This window comes from Pseudomonas sp. S32 (genome assembly GCF_016648095.1).
GTDB classification, from domain to species: Bacteria; Pseudomonadota; Gammaproteobacteria; order Pseudomonadales; family Pseudomonadaceae; genus Aquipseudomonas; species Aquipseudomonas parafulva.
Genome location: NZ_JACVVF010000029.1, coordinates 1 through 20,213 on the forward strand (window position 1 = coordinate 1; position 20,213 = coordinate 20,213).

At 63.2% G+C, this 20,213-nt stretch carries 19 protein-coding genes; 11 read left to right on the forward strand and 8 right to left on the reverse strand.

Annotated features, from left to right (window positions below; translation table 11 throughout):
* Positions 1-90: 90 nt before the first annotated feature.
* Positions 91-1,680: an ABC transporter substrate-binding protein gene (locus IAE38_RS16135; protein WP_201218289.1), complete on the reverse strand. Its 1,590-nt coding sequence runs from the start codon at positions 1,678-1,680 to the stop codon at positions 91-93.
* 361 nt (positions 1,681-2,041) lie between these two features.
* Between IAE38_RS16135 and rpmB the strand changes: the two genes are divergently transcribed.
* Together rpmB and rpmG are read left to right on the forward strand one after the other, a co-directional pair.
* Complete coding sequence (rpmB, locus tag IAE38_RS16140) at positions 2,042-2,278, forward strand: 50S ribosomal protein L28 (protein WP_028632900.1); 237 nt, start codon at positions 2,042-2,044, stop codon at positions 2,276-2,278.
* A gap of 10 nt (positions 2,279-2,288) precedes the next feature.
* The gene (gene rpmG, locus IAE38_RS16145) at positions 2,289-2,444 is read left to right on the forward strand and encodes a 50S ribosomal protein L33 (RefSeq protein ID WP_003253507.1); all 156 of its coding nucleotides are present in this window, start codon (positions 2,289-2,291) and stop codon (positions 2,442-2,444) included.
* A gap of 78 nt (positions 2,445-2,522) precedes the next feature.
* Here the strand turns inward: rpmG and IAE38_RS16150 are convergent, their stop codons facing one another.
* Positions 2,523-2,882 (reverse strand): cupin domain-containing protein, encoded by a 360-nt coding sequence (locus tag IAE38_RS16150; RefSeq protein WP_028632901.1) that lies wholly within the window; start codon positions 2,880-2,882, stop codon positions 2,523-2,525.
* A gap of 195 nt (positions 2,883-3,077) precedes the next feature.
* Between IAE38_RS16150 and IAE38_RS16155 the strand changes: the two genes are divergently transcribed.
* Together IAE38_RS16155 and IAE38_RS16160 are read left to right on the forward strand one after the other, a co-directional pair.
* Complete coding sequence (locus tag IAE38_RS16155; protein ID WP_201163775.1) at positions 3,078-4,571, forward strand: aldehyde dehydrogenase; 1,494 nt, start codon at positions 3,078-3,080, stop codon at positions 4,569-4,571.
* 14 nt (positions 4,572-4,585) lie between these two features.
* Positions 4,586-5,725 (forward strand): MFS transporter, encoded by a 1,140-nt coding sequence (locus IAE38_RS16160; protein ID WP_201218290.1) that lies wholly within the window; start codon positions 4,586-4,588, stop codon positions 5,723-5,725.
* A gap of 12 nt (positions 5,726-5,737) precedes the next feature.
* On the opposite strand, the gene IAE38_RS16165 is transcribed toward IAE38_RS16160, so the two are convergent.
* Both IAE38_RS16165 and IAE38_RS16170 read right to left on the reverse strand, forming a co-directional pair.
* On the reverse strand, positions 5,738-7,291 hold the full coding sequence (locus IAE38_RS16165; protein ID WP_201218291.1) for a phospholipase D family protein: 1,554 nt from the start codon (positions 7,289-7,291) through the stop codon (positions 5,738-5,740).
* A 60-nt stretch (positions 7,292-7,351) separates the two neighbouring features.
* On the reverse strand, positions 7,352-8,782 hold the full coding sequence (locus IAE38_RS16170) for an aminotransferase-like domain-containing protein (RefSeq protein WP_201218292.1): 1,431 nt from the start codon (positions 8,780-8,782) through the stop codon (positions 7,352-7,354).
* A gap of 178 nt (positions 8,783-8,960) precedes the next feature.
* Between IAE38_RS16170 and IAE38_RS16175 the strand changes: the two genes are divergently transcribed.
* Entirely contained in the window at positions 8,961-9,191 is a 231-nt protein-coding gene (locus IAE38_RS16175; protein ID WP_028632906.1) for a DUF1127 domain-containing protein, read from the forward strand.
* Between the two features lie 17 nt (positions 9,192-9,208).
* On the opposite strand, the gene IAE38_RS16180 is transcribed toward IAE38_RS16175, so the two are convergent.
* Positions 9,209-10,501, reverse strand: a complete 1,293-nt coding sequence (locus tag IAE38_RS16180) for an NAD(P)/FAD-dependent oxidoreductase (protein ID WP_201218293.1) — start codon at positions 10,499-10,501, stop codon at positions 9,209-9,211.
* A 177-nt stretch (positions 10,502-10,678) separates the two neighbouring features.
* Between IAE38_RS16180 and IAE38_RS16185 the strand changes: the two genes are divergently transcribed.
* A complete protein-coding gene (locus IAE38_RS16185) occupies positions 10,679-11,032 on the forward strand; it encodes a YkgJ family cysteine cluster protein (protein ID WP_028632908.1) in 354 nt (117 codons plus the stop codon).
* Between the two features lie 2 nt (positions 11,033-11,034).
* Here IAE38_RS16185 and dadR read toward each other — a convergent pair whose 3' ends face one another.
* Positions 11,035-11,523, reverse strand: coding sequence for a transcriptional regulator DadR (gene dadR / locus IAE38_RS16190; protein ID WP_003258963.1), 489 nt, complete (start codon positions 11,521-11,523; stop codon positions 11,035-11,037).
* Positions 11,524-11,598: 75 nt separating this feature from the next.
* Here dadR and dadA point away from each other — a divergent pair, with 75 nt between their 5' ends.
* The 5 genes from dadA to IAE38_RS16215 all read left to right on the forward strand — a co-directional run bounded on the left by dadA (position 11,599) and on the right by IAE38_RS16215 (position 17,418).
* On the forward strand, positions 11,599-12,984 hold the full coding sequence (gene dadA / locus IAE38_RS16195) for a D-amino acid dehydrogenase (protein WP_154660054.1): 1,386 nt from the start codon (positions 11,599-11,601) through the stop codon (positions 12,982-12,984).
* Between the two features lie 146 nt (positions 12,985-13,130).
* Complete coding sequence (gene alr / locus IAE38_RS16200) at positions 13,131-14,204, forward strand: alanine racemase (RefSeq protein WP_201218294.1); 1,074 nt, start codon at positions 13,131-13,133, stop codon at positions 14,202-14,204.
* A 108-nt stretch (positions 14,205-14,312) separates the two neighbouring features.
* Positions 14,313-14,861: a cupin domain-containing protein gene (locus tag IAE38_RS16205; RefSeq protein WP_028632911.1), complete on the forward strand. Its 549-nt coding sequence runs from the start codon at positions 14,313-14,315 to the stop codon at positions 14,859-14,861.
* Between the two features lie 136 nt (positions 14,862-14,997).
* A complete protein-coding gene (locus IAE38_RS16210; RefSeq protein WP_028632912.1) occupies positions 14,998-15,420 on the forward strand; it encodes a c-type cytochrome in 423 nt (140 codons plus the stop codon).
* Between the two features lie 135 nt (positions 15,421-15,555).
* A complete protein-coding gene (locus IAE38_RS16215) occupies positions 15,556-17,418 on the forward strand; it encodes an acetyl-CoA hydrolase/transferase family protein (protein WP_201218295.1) in 1,863 nt (620 codons plus the stop codon).
* 79 nt (positions 17,419-17,497) lie between these two features.
* On the opposite strand, the gene IAE38_RS16220 is transcribed toward IAE38_RS16215, so the two are convergent.
* Positions 17,498-18,070 (reverse strand): xanthine phosphoribosyltransferase, encoded by a 573-nt coding sequence (locus IAE38_RS16220; RefSeq protein ID WP_028632914.1) that lies wholly within the window; start codon positions 18,068-18,070, stop codon positions 17,498-17,500.
* Positions 18,071-18,135: 65 nt separating this feature from the next.
* The gene (gene rep, locus IAE38_RS16225; protein WP_201218296.1) at positions 18,136-20,145 is read right to left on the reverse strand and encodes a DNA helicase Rep; all 2,010 of its coding nucleotides are present in this window, start codon (positions 20,143-20,145) and stop codon (positions 18,136-18,138) included.
* Positions 20,146-20,213 lie beyond the last annotated feature (68 nt).

Sequence of the window (20,213 nt, forward strand, 5' to 3'; positions counted from 1 at the left end):
CGAGCGCAGCTCGCGATGCGCCGCGCGGGCGGCGCTCGATCTCACAAGCGCTGCATCCGCCACGGCGAACACCTCGCAGGCCCAACCTGATTACTTGCCCACCGAAACCTTGCTGAAGTCCAGCCGCCCGAACGGGCTCACCTGGTACCCCTCCACGTCCTTGCGCAACAACGCAGCCGCGGTAGGGTGCGCCAGGGGTACCCACAGCGCCTGCTGCTGAATCAGCGTTTGTGCCTGCTGGTACAGCCTGCTGCGCACGCTCTGGTCATTGGTAGTGCGGCCAGCGCTGATCAGCTGGTCCAGGCGGTTGTCGCAGAAACGCGCGAAGTTGGTACCCGACTGCACCGCTGCACAGGAAAACTGCGGGGTCAGGAAGTTATCCGGGTCGCCGTTGTCACCTGCCCAGCCCATGAACAGCAGGTCATGTTCGCCAGCCTTGGCGCGGCGGATCAGCTCACCCCACTCGATCACACGGATCTCAGCCTTGATGCCGATCTTGGCCAGGTCCGCCTGCAGCATTTGTGCACCCAGGCTGGGGTTAGGGTTCAGCAAGCTGCCCGACGGGCGGGTCCAGATCGTGGTGCTGAAGCCATCGGCCATACCCGCTTTGGCCAGCAGGGCCTTGGCCTTGTTCAAATCCAGCGGGTAACCCGGCAGGTCCTTGGCGTAGCTCCAGGTGTTGGGTGGGTAGGGCCCGTTGGCGGCCACCGCCGAATCCTCGAACACTGCCTTGAGGTAGGCCTGCTTGTCGAACGCCAGGTTGATGGCCTGCCGCACCTCTGACTTGTCCAGCGGCGGGTGCTGGCTGTTGATGGCGACGAAGGCCGTCATGAATGCCGGGGTGCTGGCCACCTTCAGGTCAGCGTTGCTGCCCGCCTCGGCAATGTCCAGCGGCTTGGGCGAAAGGGCAACCTGGCATTCGCCACGCTTGAGCTTCTGCAACCGCACATTGGCGTCTGTGGTGATGGCGAAGATCAACGGGTCCACCGCTGGCTTGCCGGCGAAGTAGTCCGGGTTGGCGCGGTAGCGCACCACCGCATCCTTCTGGAAGCGCTGGAACACGAATGGCCCGGTACCGATCGGCTGGCTGTTGAGCTTGTCTGGCGTACCGGCCTTCATCAGCTTGTCGGCGTACTCGGCGGAGTAGACCGAGGCGAAGCCCATGCTCAAGGTGGCCAGGAACGTGGCGTCCGGGTGGCTGAGGGTGAAGCGCACGGTGTTCGGCGCAGGGGCATCGATCGCCTTGATCAGGCTGCCCAGCTGCAGTGATTGGGCGTGCGGATAGCCGCCAGGTGCCGTTTTGTTCCACGCGTGGGCCGGGTAGAGCATGCGCTGGAAGCTGAACAACACGTCATCGGCATTCAGCTCGCGGGTAGGCTTGAAGTAGGGCGTGCTGTGAAACTTCACGCCATCGCGCAAGGTAAAGTCGTACACCAGGCCATCGGCAGATACTTTCCAGCTGGCCGCAAGGCTCGGCACCACCTTGCCTTGGGCGGCATCGAAATCTACCAGGCGGTTCATCAGCACGTCGGCGGTAGCATTGGTGGTGGTGAGCGAGTTGTACTGCACCACGTCGAAGCCTTCGGGGCTGGCCTCGGTGCAAACGCTGAGCGGCGCGGCCTGGGCGAGGCCTGCGGCGCACAGGCAGGTAAACAATAACGAATAGGCGGTGGCACGCATGGTGGCTCCTTGGCTGTCAGTGGCCCATCTGCCAGTGCAGTCTGGAAAAGGCCTACCCTAGTGCCCCTGCCTGGAAATGACCACACCCTTTTTTGTGCAACTGGCGACGAGCGGTCAACCGCCAGCCAGGCCTGCCGGTATGCTGGCCCGCGGCATTCAGCCTGTTGCCGGCGTGCATCAGATGTTGTTGCAAGCGAGTCTTTCTGGTATAAAGCAGCGCTCTTTTCTAGGGGCTCGGCCTGTCGCATCAGCGAATCCGGTCGATAAGACCTCCAGAATCACGGCGCCCTGGCGCCAAAGACTGAGAGATTAAGCGGCCAACCCATGCCGGGTTGGGCATGTGGTTTTAGAGGGCTGAGTCATGTCGAGAGTCTGTCAAGTTACTGGTAAGGGTCCAGTAACCGGGAACAACATTTCCCACGCAAACAACAAAACCCGTCGTCGTTTCCTGCCGAACCTGCAACACCACCGTTTCTGGGTTGAGTCCGAGAAGCGTTTCGTGCGTCTGCGCGTATCTGCCAAGGGCATGCGTGTCATCGACAAGCGTGGTATCGAAGTAGTGCTGTCCGAGCTGCGTGCTCGCGGCGAAAAGTTCTAAGGAGAACGTCATGCGTGAATTGATCCGTCTGGTTTCGAGTGCTGGCACTGGCCACTTCTACACCACCGACAAGAACAAGCGCACCACCCCGGACAAAATCGAGATCAAGAAATACGATCCCGTTGTTCGCAAGCACGTGGTGTACAAGGAAGCCAAGATCAAGTAATTGATCGGCGACCTGAAAAAAACCCGCATCCGAAAGGACGCGGGTTTTTTTATGCCTGTCAGGCATTGAAGCCACAGGTTACTTCTGCTCGAACAGTGCGTAAATCTTACGGCACGGCTCAAGTACTTCCCATGTGCCCTTGAACCCGGCCGGAATGACGAAACGGTCACCGGCGCGCAGGGTCTTGGCCCCGCCTTCCTGATCGCGCAGCACCGAAACACCCTGCACGATCTCGCAATACTCATGCTCGGTGTAATTCACCACCCATTGCCCCACCTCGCCTTCCCAGACGCCGGCAGCAAACTGCCCGCAAGGGCTGGAGTAATGGTTGTATACCGCCTGGTCAGGCGCGCCTTTGATGATCTTTTCTGCGGCAGGTCGGTAGCGCTCTGCCTCGGTTATGGCCTGGGCGAAGTCGATGATACGGTCGATGCTCATGAGTCGGCTCCTGGGGTTGTTCAATAAAATTAACATGAGTAGGCTTTTGGGCCCTGGGTGTCAAATATATTGATAGTTTGAAGGGGCTGGTTTAGGGTATCGCATGCCAGTGTGCGCGTGTCGCCCGGCCCTATTCCGACAATGCCCGTGAGCCCTCAGAGCGGCATTGCATTTAAACAAGAGGAGGAGTTTCGTATGTCCACCCTGACTCGTGCAGATTGGGAACAGCGTGCCCAGCAACTGAAGATCGAAGGCCGCGCCTTCATCAACGGCGAATACACCGATGCCGCATCCGGTGACACCTTCGAATGCCTGAGCCCGGTTGACGGACGCTTCCTGGCCAAGGTTGCCAGTTGCGACCTGGCCGATGCCAACCGCGCCGTTGAAAATGCCCGCGCCACCTTCAATGCCGGTGTCTGGTCGCAGCTGGCCCCGGCCAAGCGCAAAGCCAAGCTGATCCGCTTTGCCGACCTGCTGCGCAAGAACGTCGAAGAACTGGCACTGCTTGAAACCCTGGACATGGGCAAGCCGATCGGCGACTCCTCCACCATCGATATCCCCGGTGCAGCCAATGCCATCCACTGGACAGCCGAAGCCATCGACAAGGTGTACGACGAGGTTGCCCCCACACCCCACGATCAGCTTGGCCTGGTTACCCGCGAGCCGGTAGGGGTGGTAGGCGCCATCGTCCCCTGGAACTTCCCGCTGATGATGGCCTGCTGGAAGCTGGGCCCAGCCCTGGCCACCGGTAACTCGGTGGTGCTCAAGCCGTCCGAGAAATCACCGCTCACGGCCATTCGTATTGCGCAGCTGGCCATCGAGGCCGGCATTCCGGCCGGTGTACTGAACGTGCTGCCGGGTTACGGCCACACCGTCGGCAAGGCCCTGGCCCTGCATATGGACGTCGATACCCTGGTATTCACAGGCTCCACCAAGATTGCCAAGCAGTTGATGGTGTACGCGGGCGAGTCAAACATGAAGCGCGTCTGGCTGGAAGCCGGTGGCAAAAGCCCGAACATCGTGTTCGCCGACGCGCCAGACCTGCAGGCTGCCGCGCAGGCCGCTGCCAGTGCCATCGCCTTCAACCAGGGTGAGGTGTGCACCGCAGGCTCGCGCCTGCTGGTCGAACGGTCCATCAAGGACAGGTTCCTGCCCATGGTGGTGGAGGCCCTGAAGGGCTGGAAGCCAGGCAACCCGCTGGACCCACAGACCACTGTGGGTGCCCTGGTCGATACCCAGCAGATGAACACCGTGCTGTCGTATATCGAGGCAGGCCACAAGGACGGCGCCAAGCTGCTGACAGGCGGCAAGCGCACCCTGGAAGAAACCGGCGGCACCTATGTAGAGCCGACCATCTTCGATGGCGTTACCAACGCCATGAAGATCGCCCAGGAAGAAATCTTCGGCCCGGTGCTTTCGGTGATCAGCTTCGATACCGCCGAGGAAGCGGTGGCCATCGCCAACGACACCCCGTACGGCCTGGCCGCCGGCATCTGGACTTCGGACATTTCCAAGGCGCACAAAACTGCCCGCGCCGTGCGTGCCGGCAGTGTCTGGGTCAACCAGTACGACGGCGGCGACATGACCGCCCCGTTTGGTGGCTTCAAGCAGTCGGGCAATGGCCGTGACAAATCCCTGCATGCGCTGGAGAAATACACCGAGCTGAAAGCCACCTGGATCAAGCTGTAAGCCCGGGGGCTGCGATGCGCTGGGGTACCTACTTCGCCGTACTGGCGTCGGTGCTGAGCGTCGGGCTTGCGCTCGGCGTCAGCATGCCGTTGGTGTCCTTGCGCCTGGAAGCCTGGGGCTACGGCAGCTTCGCTATCGGGGTGATGGCGGCCATGCCCGCGCTGGGTGTGCTGGCAGGCGCCAGCCTTGCCAGCCGCCTGGCGGGCTGGGTGGGTGTGCCTTCTGCCATGCGCCTGTGCCTGTGGGGTGGTGCGCTGTCCATCGGCCTGCTGGCACTGCTGCCCAGCTACCCGTTGTGGTTGCTGTTGCGCCTGCTGATCGGCATGGCCCTGACCGTGGTCTTCATCCTTGGCGAAAGCTGGATCAACCAGCTGGTGGTCGAGCAATGGCGGGGCAGGCTGGTAGCGCTGTATGGCAGCAGCTATGCGCTGAGCCAGTTGGCCGGCCCGCTGGTGCTGGGCGTGCTCGGCTCGGATGATGACTTCGGGTTCTGGGCGGCGACCGGGCTGTTGCTGCTGGCGCCGCTGCTTCTGCTGGGGCGCGGTGGAGCACCCTCCACCGAAGCCTGCAGTGTCACGTTCGGCGACCTGTACGCGTTCTGTAAGCGCTTGCCGGTAATCGCCTGGGCCATTGCCCTGTTCGCTTCGTTCGAAGCGATGATTCTCACGCTGCTGCCGGTCTATTGCCTGCAGCAGGGTTTCAGCAAGGAAATCGCCCTGTTCATGGTCAGTACCGTGGTGGTAGGCGATGCAGTGCTGCAGTTGCCCATTGGCGTGCTGGCTGACCATATGTCACGGCAAACCCTCTTCACCGGGTGCGCCACGACCTTGCTGGTGTCCAGCCTGGCGATACCGCTGTTGCTGCACACGCCTGCCATCTGGCCGTTGTGGGTGCTGTTCGGGGCCAGTGCCGGGGGTCTGTTTACCTTGTCACTGGTGCTGATCGGTGAGCGCTACCGGGACGACGCCCTGGTACGCGCCAATGCCCACGTGGCGCAGTTGTGGGGTATCGGTTGCCTGCTCGGGCCGTTGCTGGCGGGGGCGGGGAGCCAATGGATCAGCGGCCACGCGCTGCCATTGCTGATGGCGGCAGGCGCCGCCGGGTTGGTGGTGCTCACCCGACGCCGTGGGGCTTTCGAGCCGGTGCCGGGCTAAACGGGCTTTTCCCTACAGCATCTTCTCCAGGCCAACCGCCTTGCTGATCCAGGCATTGAAGCGCCGCCACAGGCCGCCCGGTTCTGATGTCAGCACCCGGCGCTGGCCGTTTTCCTCCGTCACCCATATCAGCTTGCCGCCCACCAGCTCTGGCTGATAACTCAGGGCCGGGGCCATACCCTGTACGGCCAGCGCCCGGGTGTATTCCGCCAGTTCCGGGCTGTCGACCAGCACGCCGACTTCGGTATTCCACAGTACCGAGCGTGGGTCGAAGTTGAACGAGCCGATGAACGTCTTGTGCCGGTCGAAAACGATGGCCTTGCTGTGCAGGCTGGAATCGGAGCCGCCATGGAAGTTCAGCTTGCCGGCGCTTGGGTCGCCCGGCTGGCGGCGCAGCTCGTACAGCTTCACCCCGTGCTCCAGCAAGGCTTTGCGGTAGGGCGCGTAGCCTCCGTGCACGGCCGGTACGTCGGTGGCCTCAAGTGAGTTGGTCAGCAGTTTCACCGAAATGCCTGCGTCGGCACTGTGGGTGAGGTACAGCAGCCCGGGTTCGCCAGGGACGAAGTAGGCCGACACCAGAATCAGCTCGTGGCGCACGTTACGCAGGTCTGGCCCCAGCTGGCGGGTGAGCAAGAGTTGCGGGTCGGGCTCATCGTCGGCCAGTACCTTGCTCGGTGCGTCCCACAGCGCCTGGGCATGGGCCCAGATCAGCTCATTACGCCAGGTGTCCAGGCGTGGCTGGGACTGGTAGGCCATCAGGCGATCGTACAGTTCCTTGCGCTGGGTTCGTGCTTCGGCCAGGGACACTTCCAGGCGGTGCCGGCTGCTGCGCAGATCGTTTTCGTTGGGCTGGTGCCACAGAAAGTCGGTAATCGGCCGGCTCAGTGCGCTGTTCCAGTACTGGTCGAAGCTGTGCCCCAGCTGCTCGGCAATGGGCCCGACGCTCAGCAGATCGATGTCGGTGAAGTTCAGGTTGGGCTCGGCGTCGAAGTACTCGTCACCCAGGTTGCGGCCGCCAACAATGGCCATGCTGTTATCCACCAGGAACAGCTTGTTGTGCATGCGCCGGTGCTGGCGCGACAGGTTGAACAGCCGCCCCATTGCCCGCGTTATCCCTGTACTGCGGCCCAGGTGCAAAGGGTTGAACACGCGGATCTGGATATTGGGGTGGGCGGCGAGGGTGCCCATGATGGCGTCGAGGCCATCGCTGGTGGTGTCGTCCAGCAGGATGCGCACGCGCACACCCCTGTCGGCTGCGCGCAACAGTTCGTGGACCAGGGCGCGGGTACTGAGGCCGTCATGGACGATGTAGTACTGCAGGTCGATGCTGGCCTGAGCATTGCGGATCAGCTCGGCCCGCGCGCGGAATGCCTCGTTGCTGTTGGGCAGCAGGCGAAAGCCCGAGCGCCCTTCATAGGGTGCAGCCTGGCGCAGCACCGAGCGCCCGAAGGCTGAGTCGTTGGCCGGTAGCGCCTGGCTGGTCTCGCGGGGCGTGCTGATGCTGGTGCAGCCGGCAAGGCCAAGCAGCAGCACCAGCACCAGCATCAGGGCTCGCTGGGTTTTCAAGGGAGGGTCGTCCTGTACGAGGAAAGGCTTGCGGGTTTGACCGTGCCGGGCTGTGCAAAGTTACGTGGCTGCGTATTCTTCATCCAACAGGCGCAGGACGGTTTCCCCCACCTTGCGCACGGCGGCTTCGATCTGCGGCGTGGGGCGGGCGGCGAAGTTCATGCGCAAACAGTGCCGGTACTTGCCCGAGGCCGAAAAGATGCTGCCCACGGCCACCTGTACGTCCTGCTCGAGCAGCGCCCGGTTCAGCCGCAGCGTGTCAAAGTGTTCAGGCAGCTCCACCCACAGCATGAAGCCGCCTTGGGGGCGGCTTACCCGGGTGCCCGGCGGAAAGTACCGGGTTACCCAGTCGCTCATCAGTTCGCGGCTGCGCTGGTACTGGCTGCGCATGCGCCGAACATGGGGCTGGTAGTGCCCCGCAGCGATGAAGTCGGCGATGGCCAGCTGCGGCTGGCTGGCGGTGCTGCCCGTACTGATGTACTTCATGTGCAGCACCCGCTCCAGGTAACGCCCCGGGGCAACCCAGCCCACCCGCAGGCCTGGGGCCAGGGTCTTGGAGAACGAGCTGCACAGCAACACGCGGCCATCGTTGTCGAACGACTTGACCGTACGCGGGCGCGGGTAGGTGTAGGCCAAGTCGCCGTAAACGTCATCTTCCAGAATGGCCACGTCGTAGCGCTGGGCGAGGCTCAGCAAAGCTTTCTTGCGGGCCTCGGGCATGATGTAGCCGAGGGGGTTGTTGCAACTTGGGGTGATCTGGATAAGTTTGATCGGCCACTGCTCAAGGGCCAGTTCCAGCGCTTGCAGGCTGATACCGGTGACCGGGTCGGTGGGGATCTCCAGCGCCTTCATGCCCAGGCCCTTCAGGGTTTGCATGGCGCCATGGAAGCTGGGCGAGTCCACCGCAACGATGTCGCCCGGCTCACACACCGCCCGGATGCTGCAGGACAGCGCCTCGTGGCAACCCGTGGTGATCACCAGGTCGGAGGGTGCCAGCCTGCAGCCCGAGTCCAGCACCAGGCGTGCCACCTGTTCGCGCAGGGTCAGGTTGCCGTGGATGTTGTCGTAATACAGGCCTGGCATGTCCTGGCGCCGGCTCAACTGGGCCAGGCTGCGCAGCAGTGGTTTGAGCGTTGGGGCTTCGATATCGGGCATGCCGCGGCCCAGCTGTATGACGTTCTGGCGCGGAGTGCTGCGCACCAGCTCAAGCACTTGTTCCCACTGGGAGATTTCCACCGGGCGCTGCGCCGGGCGGCTGACGGCCGGTAATGCCGGCAGTTGGCGATGGTCGTTGACGAAATAGCCGGACTTGGGCCTCGGCGAGACCATGCCACCGTCTTCCAGCATGCGGTACGCCTGCTGCACGGTACTCAGGCTGACCCCATGTTCGGCACTCAACGCACGTACCGAGGGCAGCCGCTGGCCAGGCTGGTAAAGGCCTTGTTCGATGCGGGCACCGAGCAGCTCGGCGAGGTTCAGGTAAAGGGTCACGGCATACTCCTGCGCTGACTTGGCGTAGCAACCGGTACAGATGAGCGGAAAATACAGCATTCAGTCGGCTTGCGGCCAATTCTGTATGGGAATAATAAGGCTGCATTGGCTCTGTATTGCCATCGCCCCCAACCCCCATGCTTTGCCCATGGATTCGGCACACGTGGAGGGCGCAGTGATGGCTGGGATGACTGATGTACGCTTGCAGCTTTTGGCAAAGGAATTGGAAGCGGGCCAGCAAGCCAGGGTATTCAATGCCCCACAAGGGCTGGGCCGCTGGGGGCTGATGCTGCACCGCTGGCAGACCCGCAGAACGCTGTTGCAGCTGACCGACGACGAGCTACGCGACGTAGGGCTTAGCTGGGAGCAAGCCCGAACCGAAGGCCGCAAGCCCTTCTGGAAGGCGTGACGCTCCCCGCCCAACCTTCAAACCAGTTCCTTGAGGCGATGCCACAACATCCCCAACGCCAGCAATGGCGAGCGCAGGTGCTTGCCGCCAGGGAAGGTCATGTGCGGCACCTTGGCGAACAGGTCGAAGCGCCCGCTTTCCTGGCCGCTGATGGCCTCGCCCAACAGCCGCGCCGCAAGGTGGGTGGCATTGAGCCCATGGCCCGAATACGCCTGGGCGTAATACACGTTTGGCTGGCCCGCCAGGCGGCCCACTTGGGGCAGCCGATTGGCGCCGATGCCGATCATGCCACCCCACTGGTAGTCGATGCGCACATCGGCCAGTTGAGGGAACACCTTGAGCATCTTGGGGCGCATGTACGCAGCGATGTCCCCAGGGTCGCGGCCGGAATAATGGCAGGCGCCGCCAAACAGCAGCCGCTGGTCGGCGCTCAGGCGGTAATAATCCAGTGCCACGCGCTGGTCGCACACCGCCATGTTCTGCGGCAACAAGGCGCGAGCACGTTCTTCACCCAACGGCTCGGTGGCGATGATGTAGCTACCGGCCGGCAGCACCTTGCCAGCCAGTTCGCGGTCCAGCCCATTCAGGTAGGCGTTACAGCACAGCACGAGGGTTTTGGCACGCACCCGGCCTTGTGCGGTGTGCACCTGCACCTGGGGGCCGTAGTCGATCCGCGTGACCTCGGATTGTTCATATAGGCGTACGCCCAGGCGGCTGGCCACGGCCGCTTCGCCCAAGGCCAGGTTGAGTGGGTGCAAGTGCCCCGAGCCCATGTCCACCAGCCCCCCGGCGTAGCAGTCGGCGCCTACCACGCTGTGGATATCGTCCTTGCCCACCAAGCGTAGCGCGTGGGCATAGCCCAGGCTGCGCAGATGCTCGGCTTCCTCGGCAAAACCCTGCAGTTGCGAAGGTTTGTTCGCCAGGTCGCAGTAGCCCCACCTCAGGTCACAGGCAATGCCGTGCTGCTCCACGCGATCGCGCACGATCTGCACCGCCTCCAGCCCCATCAGTTGCAGGCTGCGCACACCCTGCTCGCCGAGCACCGGCAGAAACTGCTCCAGCCCGTGGCCAACCCCGCGTATCAGCTGCCCGCCGTTGCGCCCACTGGCGCCCCAGCCCAGCTTGCGGGCCTCCAGCAGGATGACCGAAAAGCCGCGCTCGGCCAGTTCGATGGCGGTGTTAAGGCCCGAGTAGCCTCCGCCCACAACGCATACATCGGCGCTGTGTTCGCCCTGCAGGAACGCGTGATCCGGGTGTGGCAAGCGGCTGGCGGCGTAGTAGGAGGCGGCGTGCTGCGCGCTGTGGATCATCGGGCTGGCCCTGAAGCTGGAGAGAGCGGCGAGGATAAGCTGTGCCGCGCAGGCGCGGCAACCAGCCAGGCCATGCCCGGTTTCGCGGTTAAAACTGCGAGGGCGGGGTATTCGGTGGGGCGGGTTTACCCGCGAATGGGCCTATAATCCACCCACTTCGTCAGCCTGTACTTCGCCATGCCCTGCAACCGCCACAAAATCCACTTCCTGCGCGAACTCATCCCCTCGTTCGAATGCGAACCTGGCTGCCACGATTGCTGCGGCCCGGTCACCACCTCCGCCCAGGAGATGGCCCGCCTGCCGCGCAAAACCCAGGCCGAACAGGACGCCGCACTGGAGCGGCTGGACTGCGTGCACCTGGGGCCTCAAGGTTGCACGGTGTACCAGGAGCGCCCGATGATCTGCCGCCTGTTCGGCACCACCCCGCGCCTGGCCTGCCCGCGTGGCCGGGGCCCGGAACCGATGATCGACCCCGCCGCCGAACAGCTGGTTCACCAGTTCATTGCCACCACCCGGCAGGTGCTGGTGTAGGGTCAGTCCGGGATCGGCAGGCAGAGGCTTTCCTTCACTTCTTCCATCACGATGTAGCTCTTGGACTCCCGCACGTGCGGCAGCTTCAGCAGGATATCGCCCAGCAGTTTGCGGTACGACGCCATCTCCGAGATGCGCGCCTTGACCAGGTAGTCGAAGTCGCCGGACACCAGGTGGCACTCCAGTACATGGGGCAGTTTGAGCACGGCGCGGCGGAACTCTTCGAACGTGTCCCCCGACTTGTAGTCCAGGCTGATTTCCACGAACACCAGCAGGCTGCCTTTGAGGTGCTGAGGGTTCAGGCGCGCGTTGTAGCCCATGATGATGCCTTCGCGCTCCAGGCGGCGAACCCGCTCCGTACACGGGGTGGTCGAGAGCCCGACCTTTTCACCCAGCTCGGTAAAGGAAATCCGCCCGTCGTTTTGCAGGATGCGCAGAATGTTGCGGTCAATCTTGTCCAGTTCACGCTTGCTCTGGTGCTGGGTTCTCATAGGGGATGCCCCTCCGTCAAAGGCGATTCTGCCGAGAATTCTCGCCAATATTAGGCTTTTATATAGTGAAATGCACTGGTTGCGAATTCCTATACTGCGCTCATCAATGGCCACCCAATAACAACCTGCGGCGTGCCGCGTGTGAGGAATAAGACGATGCGAGTTCTGGTACTTGGTAGCGGCGTGATCGGAACCGCCAGTGCCTATTACCTGGCCCGGCAAGGGTTCGACGTAACGGTGGTCGACCGCCAGCCTGCGGTGGCCATGGAAACCAGTTTCGCCAACGCTGGCCAGATCTCACCCGGCTATGCCTCGCCCTGGGCTGCCCCGGGGGTGCCACTGAAGGCCATCAAGTGGTTGCTGGAACGCCACGCCCCGCTGGCCATCAAGCTCACTGGCGATGTTGATCAGTACCTGTGGATGGCGCAGATGCTGCGCAACTGCACCGCCAACCGCTATGCGGTGAACAAAGAGCGCATGGTGCGCCTGTCCGAGTACAGCCGCGACTGCCTGGACGAACTGCGCGCTGAGACCGGCATTGCCTACGAGAACCGCAGCCTCGGTACCACCCAGTTGTTCCGCACCCAGGCCCAGGTGGATGCTGCGGCCAAGGACATCGCGGTGCTTGAGCAGTCTGGCGTGCCCTACGAACTGCTCGACCGCGACGGCATCGCCCGTGTGGAACCCGCGCTGGCTGGCGTAAAGGATATTCTGGCAGGTGCCTTGCGCCTGCCCAACGACCAGACCGGCGACTGCCAGCTGTTCACCAACAAGCTGGCAGAGATGGCCGTGAAGCTGGGCGTGGAGTTCCGCTTCGGCCAGGACATCCAGCGCCTGGATGCCGCCGGCGATCGCATCAACGGTGTGGTGATCGATGGCAAGCTGGAAACGGCCGATCGCTACGTGCTGGCGCTAGGCAGTTATTCGCCGCAGTTGCTCAAGCCGCTGGGTATCAAGGCGCCGGTTTACCCGCTCAAGGGCTACTCGCTGACTGTGCCGATCACCAACGCTGAAATGGCGCCCACATCGACCATTCTGGATGAAACCTACAAAGTGGCGATCACCCGGTTCGATAACCGTATCCGCGTGGGCGGCATGGCCGAAATCGCCGGTTTTGACCTGTCGCTGAACCCGCGTCGGCGCGAAACGCTGGAGATGATCGTCAACGACCTTTATCCTCGCGGCGGTGATCTTGGCCAGGCCAGTTTCTGGACCGGCCTGCGCCCGGCTACGCCGGACGGCACCCCGATTGTGGGGGCGACGGCGTTCCGCAACCTGTTCCTGAACACCGGGCACGGTACGCTGGGCTGGACCATGGCGTGTGGCTCGGGGCGCCTGTTGGCGGACCTGATTGCACGCAAGCAGCCGCAGATCAGCGCCGAAGGACTGGACATTTCGCGCTACGGCAGTGGCCGGGAAGTGGCCAGGCAGGGGCATGCTGCACCGGTTCACCAGCAGTAAGTTTGCCTGTGCCGGCCTCATCGCCGGCATGCCGGCTCCCACAGCAACCTTGCATTGCCTGAGGCCGGTGCAACCCGCTGTGGGAGCTGGCTTGCCAGCGTGAAACCCATACCGTTTTCAACCTGAATCACCATAAGGCAGCCGCCATGCGCCCCGCCCGCGCCCTGATCGACCTCCAGGCCCTGCGCCACAATTACCGTCTGGCCCGTGAACTCACCGGTGCCAGAGCCCTTGCCGTGATCAAGGCTGATGCCTATGGCCATGGCGCCGTGCGCTGCGCCCTGGCACTGGAAGCCGAAGCCGATGGCTTCGCCGTGGCCTGTATCGAAGAGGCCCTGGAACTGCGCGCCGCGGGCATCAAGGCGCCTGTGCTGTTGCTGGAAGGTTTTTTCGAAGCCAGCGAGCTGGCCCTTATCGCCGAGCACGACCTGTGGTGTGCTGTGCATTCGCTGTGGCAGCTGGAGGCCATCGAGAACACCCCGGTGCACAAGCCCATCACCGTCTGGCTCAAGCTGGACAGCGGCATGCACCGCGTTGGCCTGCACGCCAAGGACTACCACGACGCCTACCAGCGGCTGCTGGCCACCGGCAAGGTCGCACGCATCGTGCTGATGACTCACTTCGCCCGGGCCGATGAGCTTGAAGCCGACGCCACTGCCCGCCAGATCGCCGTATTCGAGGCGGCCCGGGAGGGCCTGGCAGCCGAGTGCAGCCTGCGCAACTCGCCAGGTGTGCTGGGTTGGCCGCAGGCTCAGGGCGACTGGGTACGGCCCGGCCTGATGCTATATGGCGCCACGCCGTTCGACGCCGCCCAGCCTCAGGCGCAGCGCCTGCAGCCGGTTATGACCCTGCAATCGCGGATCATCAGCGTGCGTGAACTGCCTGCAGGCGAGCCGGTGGGCTATGGCGCCAAGTTCGTCAGCACCCGGCCCACACGGGTTGGCGTGGTCGCCATGGGCTACGCCGACGGTTACCCGCGGCAGGCACCCAACGGCACACCTGTGCTGGTGGCCGGCACGCGCGCGCAACTGATTGGCCGGGTGTCGATGGACATGCTCAGCGTAGACCTTACCGACGTGCCCCATGCCACCCTGGGCAGCCCGGTGGAGCTGTGGGGCAAGCAGGTGCTGGCCAGCGAAGTAGCTGGCCATGCGGGCCTGATCCCGTATCAGGTGTTCTGCAACGTCAAACGCGTCCCGCTGGAATACTGCGGCGAGTAGGGGTGCCGTAATGAATGGCGTTGGGGCGGTGTGTTGTAAATACTGAACGGCGTTGCCATGATATCGTTCACATACACCCCCCCCACACCGTTTCAGGAGGCTCCAGCTTTGGACGTCGGCGAACGACTGCAAGCCATCCGCAAGCTCAAGGGCCTGTCCCAGCGTGAACTCGCCAAGCGTGCCGGGGTGACCAACAGCACGATCTCGATGATCGAGAAGAACAGCGTCAGCCCTTCGATCAGCTCCCTGCGCAAGGTGCTCAGTGGCATACCCATGTCCATGGTCGAGTTCTTTTCCGTGGAACTCGAGCCTGAAAGCCCGGCACAGATCGTGTACAAGGCCCATGAGCTGATCGACATCTCCGATGGTGCCGTCACCATGAAGCTGGTTGGCAAGTCGCACCCCAACCGTGCTATCGCCTTTCTCACCGAGGTCTACCCGCCAGGTGCCGATACCGGCGCAGAAATGCTGACCCATGACGGCGAAGAAACCGGCATTCTGCTGGAAGGCCGCCTGGAACTGGTCGTTGGCACCGAGCTGTTCATCCTCGAAGCAGGCGACAGCTACTACTTCGAAAGCACCCGCCCGCACCGTTTTCGCAACCCCTACGACCAGCCAGCACGGCTGATCAGCGCGGCAACGCCTTCAAACTTTTGATCCAGCGCAGTGCATTGTTTCGCCAATACCCCTTTCCGGTGTAGGGTCGTTTCCCGCCCTTATGGTTACCGCTATACTTTTCAGCGCTCGAGGATCCGTGGCCGCGAGCATGATTAGCCACCATGAGGGTGTTCGCGTGAACCAAATCAAGAAGATGCTGGCCCTACCAGCCGCCTTACTCGCCCTCTGGGCAATGAGCGCAACCGCTGCAACCAACGACGATATTGCCAAGCGCCTGGCGCCGGTAGGCCAGGTGTGTGTTCAGGGCCAGGAATGCAAAGGCATGGAAGTGGCCGCCACAGCAGGCGGTGGGGCCGCCAAGACGCCGGATGACATCATCGCCAAGCACTGCAATGCCTGCCATGGCACTGGCCTGCTGGGCGCGCCGAAGGTGGGCGATACCGCAGCCTGGAAAGAGCGCGCCGACCACCAGGGTGGGCTGGATGGCATCCTGGCCAAGGCCATCACCGGCATCAACGCCATGCCGCCCAAAGGCACCTGCGCCGATTGCTCGGATGACGACCTGAAAGCCGCCATCAAGAAGATGTCCGGCCTGTAGGTCACCGCGTTATTGCGCAAAGCCCGCCGCCGATGGCGGGTTTTGTTTTTGCGGGGTGCTGCAACGCCACGGCAACCAATGCTGCCCGCCTTCTGTCCAACCCCGTGAATCCATGGGTGACTCAGGAGGCCCCCGATGCACCTCTGCTCTGTCGAACATGCCGTCGACCAGGTGCTGTCGCGCCTGCCGGCCCATATCCACATGGGCCTGCCGCTGGGCCTGGGCAAGCCCAACGCGTTCGTCAACGCCCTCTATGCCCGGGTGCGCGAGCTGCCCGAGCGGCAGCTTACCCTCTACACCGCGTTGTCCCTCGGCCGGCCACCGCTGGGCGATGGCCTGCAACGGCGCTTTCTCGAACCCTTCGTCGAGCGTGTCTTCGCCGACTATGAAGAGCTCGATTACCTGGCCGACCTGCGTAACGACAGCCTGCCGCCGAACATTCGTGTGGAGCAGTTCTTCATGCAGCCGGGCAGCCTGCTGCACAGCGAGCCGGCCCAGCAGGACTACGTCAGCAGCAATTACAGCCACGCCGCCCGGGACATCAATGCCAAGGGCCTTAACCTGATCGCGCAACTGGTAGCCGCCACGCCAGAACGGCCTGTGCACCTGAGCCTGGCCTGCAACCCCGATATCACCCTGGACTTGCTGCCCATGGTCGAGCGCCGGCGTGCAGCAGGCGAAACCATCCTCATGCTCGGCCAGGTGCATGCCCAGCTGCCCTACATGCCAGGCGACGCAGAGCTGCCGATGGATGCCTTCGACCTGCTGCTGGATGAGGCCGAGCAGCGGCGCCTGTTTTCCACGCCCAACATGCCGGTCAATACCCAGGACCACTGCATTGGCCTGCACGCCAGCAGCCTGGTGCGCGATGGTGGCACGTTGCAGATTGGTATCGGCGCCATGGGCGACGCGGTAGCGGCGGCGCTGCTGGCGCGCCAGGGCGATAATGCCGCCTATCGTGAGGCGATGGATGCGTTGGGGGCCGGGGCCTGGCAGCCGTTGATCGAGCGAGAAGGCGGTCTGGCCCCGCTCGATGAGGGCCTTTACGGCTGCAGCGAGATGTTCGTCAACGGCCTGCTGGAACTGGCCGATGCGGGCCTGCTGCGACGTACTGCAGACGAGCAGGAAGTGGTGCTGCACGGTGGTTTTTTCCTTGGGCCCCAGTCGTTTTACCAGCGCCTGCGTGACATGCCGCTGGAGCAGCGTGCACGGTTTGCCATGACGGCCATCAGCTTCGTCAACGAACTGTATGGCGATGAAGCCCTGAAGCGTCGCCAGCGCCGTGATGCGCGGTTCATCAACACGGCATTCGGCATGACCCTGCTGGGCGCCGGTGTGGCGGACCAGCTGGAAGACGGGCGCGTGCTCAGCGGGGTGGGCGGGCAGTACAACTTCGTCGCCCAGGGCCATGCGCTGGAGGGCGGCCGCTCGATACTGCTGCTGCGCAGCTGGCGTGAGGCAGGTGGTGAGGTCACCTCTAACCTGTTCTGGCGCTACGGCCACTGCACCATCCCCCGGCACCTGCGCGACATCGTGGTCACCGAGTATGGGGTTGCCGACCTGCGGGGGCACACCGACAGCGAGGTGATTGCGCGGTTGCTGGCCGTGTGCGACTCACGCTTTCAGCAGGCGCTGATGGAGGAGGCGAAAAGCGCTGGCAAGCTGGCCAAAGGTTTCCAGCTGGACACGCGCTTCACGCACAACACCCCTGAACGCCTGGAGGCGGTTCGCGCACAGCACAGCCAGCTGTTTGCCGAGTACCCGCTGGGCACCGACTTCACCGATGTGGAGCAGGACTTGCTGCGGGCACTTGGCTGGTTGAAGAGCAAATTCAAGCTGAGCGAAGTGCTGGCGCTGGGCAAGGCAACCCTCGATGCGCCCGGGCCGGAAGGTTATGAGGCGCATCTGGCGCGCATGGCACTGGAGCAGCCTGACGGCCTGAAAGAAGACCTGTACCAGCGTTTGCTGCTAGCCGCCCTCGCCGCCACAGCGCCCTAGAAATGCGCCGTGCCCGTTCGGTGCGGGGGCCCCCGCGTACACCGGCGGGGCCGGTGCCAGGCGGCACCCGAGCAGGGCCTTACTCGATGAACGTCACCACGCCACCGGCCAACGACTTCACCCGCGCCAGCGACTCGACGCGATAGCCCTGGCTGTCCAGTTCGGCACGCCCACCCTGGAACGACTTCTCGATGACGATGCCCAGGCCAGCCACGGTTGCCCCGGCCTGCTTGATGATCGAGATCAGCGCCTGCGACGCCTTGCCGTTCGCCAGGAAGTCATCGATTACCAGCACGCGGTCGTTGCTGTTGAGGTGGCGGGGCGAAATGGCCACGGTGTTCTCGGTCTGCTTGGTGAACGAGTAAACCGATGCCGTCAGCAAGTTCTCGGTCAGCGTCAGCGACTGGTGCTTGCGGGCAAAGATCACCGGTACGCCCAGCTTCAAGCCGGTCATCACCGCCGGGGCGATGCCCGAGGCTTCGATGGTGACGATCTTGGTCACGCCGGCGTCGGCGAACAGGCGGGCGAACTCGTCACCGATCAGTTGCATCAGCGCGGGGTCGATCTGGTGGTTGAGAAACGCATCGACTTTGAGAACCTGATCGGAAAGCACGATGCCTTCTTCGCGAATCTTCTGATGCAGTGCTTCCACTATGGTATTCCTCGATGTAACAAAGGTGGCCGCAAACAGCGGCAGCGTTTAAGAGTAATGGTTGATCAGCGTTTGAGCATTGCCCGGATGTCGGCCAGGGCATTGTTGCCGCGTGCGGCCTTGACCTCGACCGGGGCATCGTCCAGGCCTTCCCAGGCCAGGTCTTCCGGGGGCAGTTCGTCGAGGAAGCGGCTGGGCGTACAGTCGATGATTTCCCCGTACTGCTTGCGCTTGGCGGCAAAGGTGAAGGCCAGGGTCTGGCGCGCGCGGGTGATGCCCACGTAAGCCAGGCGGCGCTCTTCCTCGATGGTGTCGGCCTCGATGCTGGAGCGGTGCGGGAGGATTTCTTCCTCCATGCCCATGATGAACACGTACGGGAACTCCAGCCCCTTGGACGCGTGCAGGGTCATCATCTGCACCCCTTCGGCGTTTTCTTCCTCTTCCTGCTGGCGCTCCAGCATGTCGCGCAGCACCAGCTTGCCGATGGCGTCCTCGATGGTCATGTCACCCTCTTCGTCCTTCTCGAGGGTGTTTTTCAGTGCGTCGACCAGGAACCAGACGTTGCTGATACGAAACTCGGCCGCCTTGTCGCTGGCGGTCTGCTGGCGAATCCAGTTTTCGTAGTCGATGTCGCGGATCATTTCGTGCAGCGCGGCAATCGGGTCGTCCAGCGCGACCTTCTGGCGCACACCGTCCAGCCAGTGCTTGAAGCGCTGCAGGCGCTCGGTGTAGCGGGCATCCAGGTGCTCACCCAGGCCAAGCTCCTCGCTGGCGGCGTACATCGACGTGCCGCGCTCGGTGGCGTAGTTGCCAAGCTTTTCCAGGGTGGTGGAACCGATCTCCCGGCGGGGGACGTTGATGACCCGCAGGTAGGCGTTGTCATCGTCCGGGTTCACCAGCAGGCGCAGGTAGGCCATGAGGTCCTTGACCTCCTGGCGACCAAAGAAGCTGTTGCCACCCGACAGGCGATAGGGCACCTGGTGGTGCTGCAGTTTCAGCTCGATCAGCTTGGCCTGGTAGTTGCCACGGTACAGGATGGCAAAGTCGCTGTAGGGGCGGTCGGTGCGCAGGTGCAGCGTGAGGATTTCCATGGCCACGCGCTCGGCTTCGGCTTCCTCGTTCTTGCAGCGGATGACGCGGATCTCGTCACCTACGCCCATTTCGCTCCACAACTGCTTCTCGAACGCATGGGGGTTGTTGGCAATGAGCACGTTGGCGCAGCGCAGGATGCGGCTGGTGGAGCGGTAGTTCTGCTCCAGCATGACCACTTTCAAGGAAGGGTAGTCCTCCTTGAGCAGCATCAGGTTTTCCGGACGCGCGCCGCGCCAGGCGTAGATCGACTGATCGTCGTCGCCCACCACGGTGAACTGGTTGCGCATGCCGATCAGCATCTTCACCAGCAGGTACTGGCTGGCGTTGGTGTCCTGGTATTCGTCCACCAGCAGGTAGCGCACGCGGTTCTGCCAGCGTTCCAGCACCTCGGGGTGCTCCTGGAACAGCTTTACCGGCTGCAGGATAAGGTCGTCGAAATCCACCGCGTTGAACGCCTTGAGCGTGCGCTGGTAGTGGGTATAGACGATGGCGGCGGTTTGTTCACGCGGGCTGCGCGCCTTTTCCAGGGCCTCGGGTGGCAGGATCAGGTCGTTCTTCCAGGCACCGATCATGTTCTTGATCTCGTCGATGCCGTCGTCGCCGGAGTACTCCTTCTGCATGATGTCCGACAGCAATGCCTTGATGTCGGACTCATCGAAGATCGAGAAGCCTGGCTTGTAGCCCAGCTTGCCGTGCTCCTTGCGGATGATGTTCAGGCCCAGGTTGTGGAACGTGCACACCGTGAGCCCGCGGCCTTCCCCCGGGCGCAGCAGGGTCCCGACCCGCTCTTTCATCTCGCGGGCGGCCTTGTTGGTGAAGGTCATCGCCACGATGTACTGGGCACGGATGCCGCAGTTCTGGATGAGGTGGGCAATCTTGCGCGTGATCACGCTGGTCTTGCCCGAGCCTGCACCGGCGAGCACCAATAGAGGGCCGCCGACATAGTCACGGGCTTCCTGCTGCCGGGGATTGAGTCGGGACATGCTAGAAACCGGGGGTCGCCAGAAAATAGCCGCGCATTCTATCAGGCATGGGCCTATTGTGGCGCGAC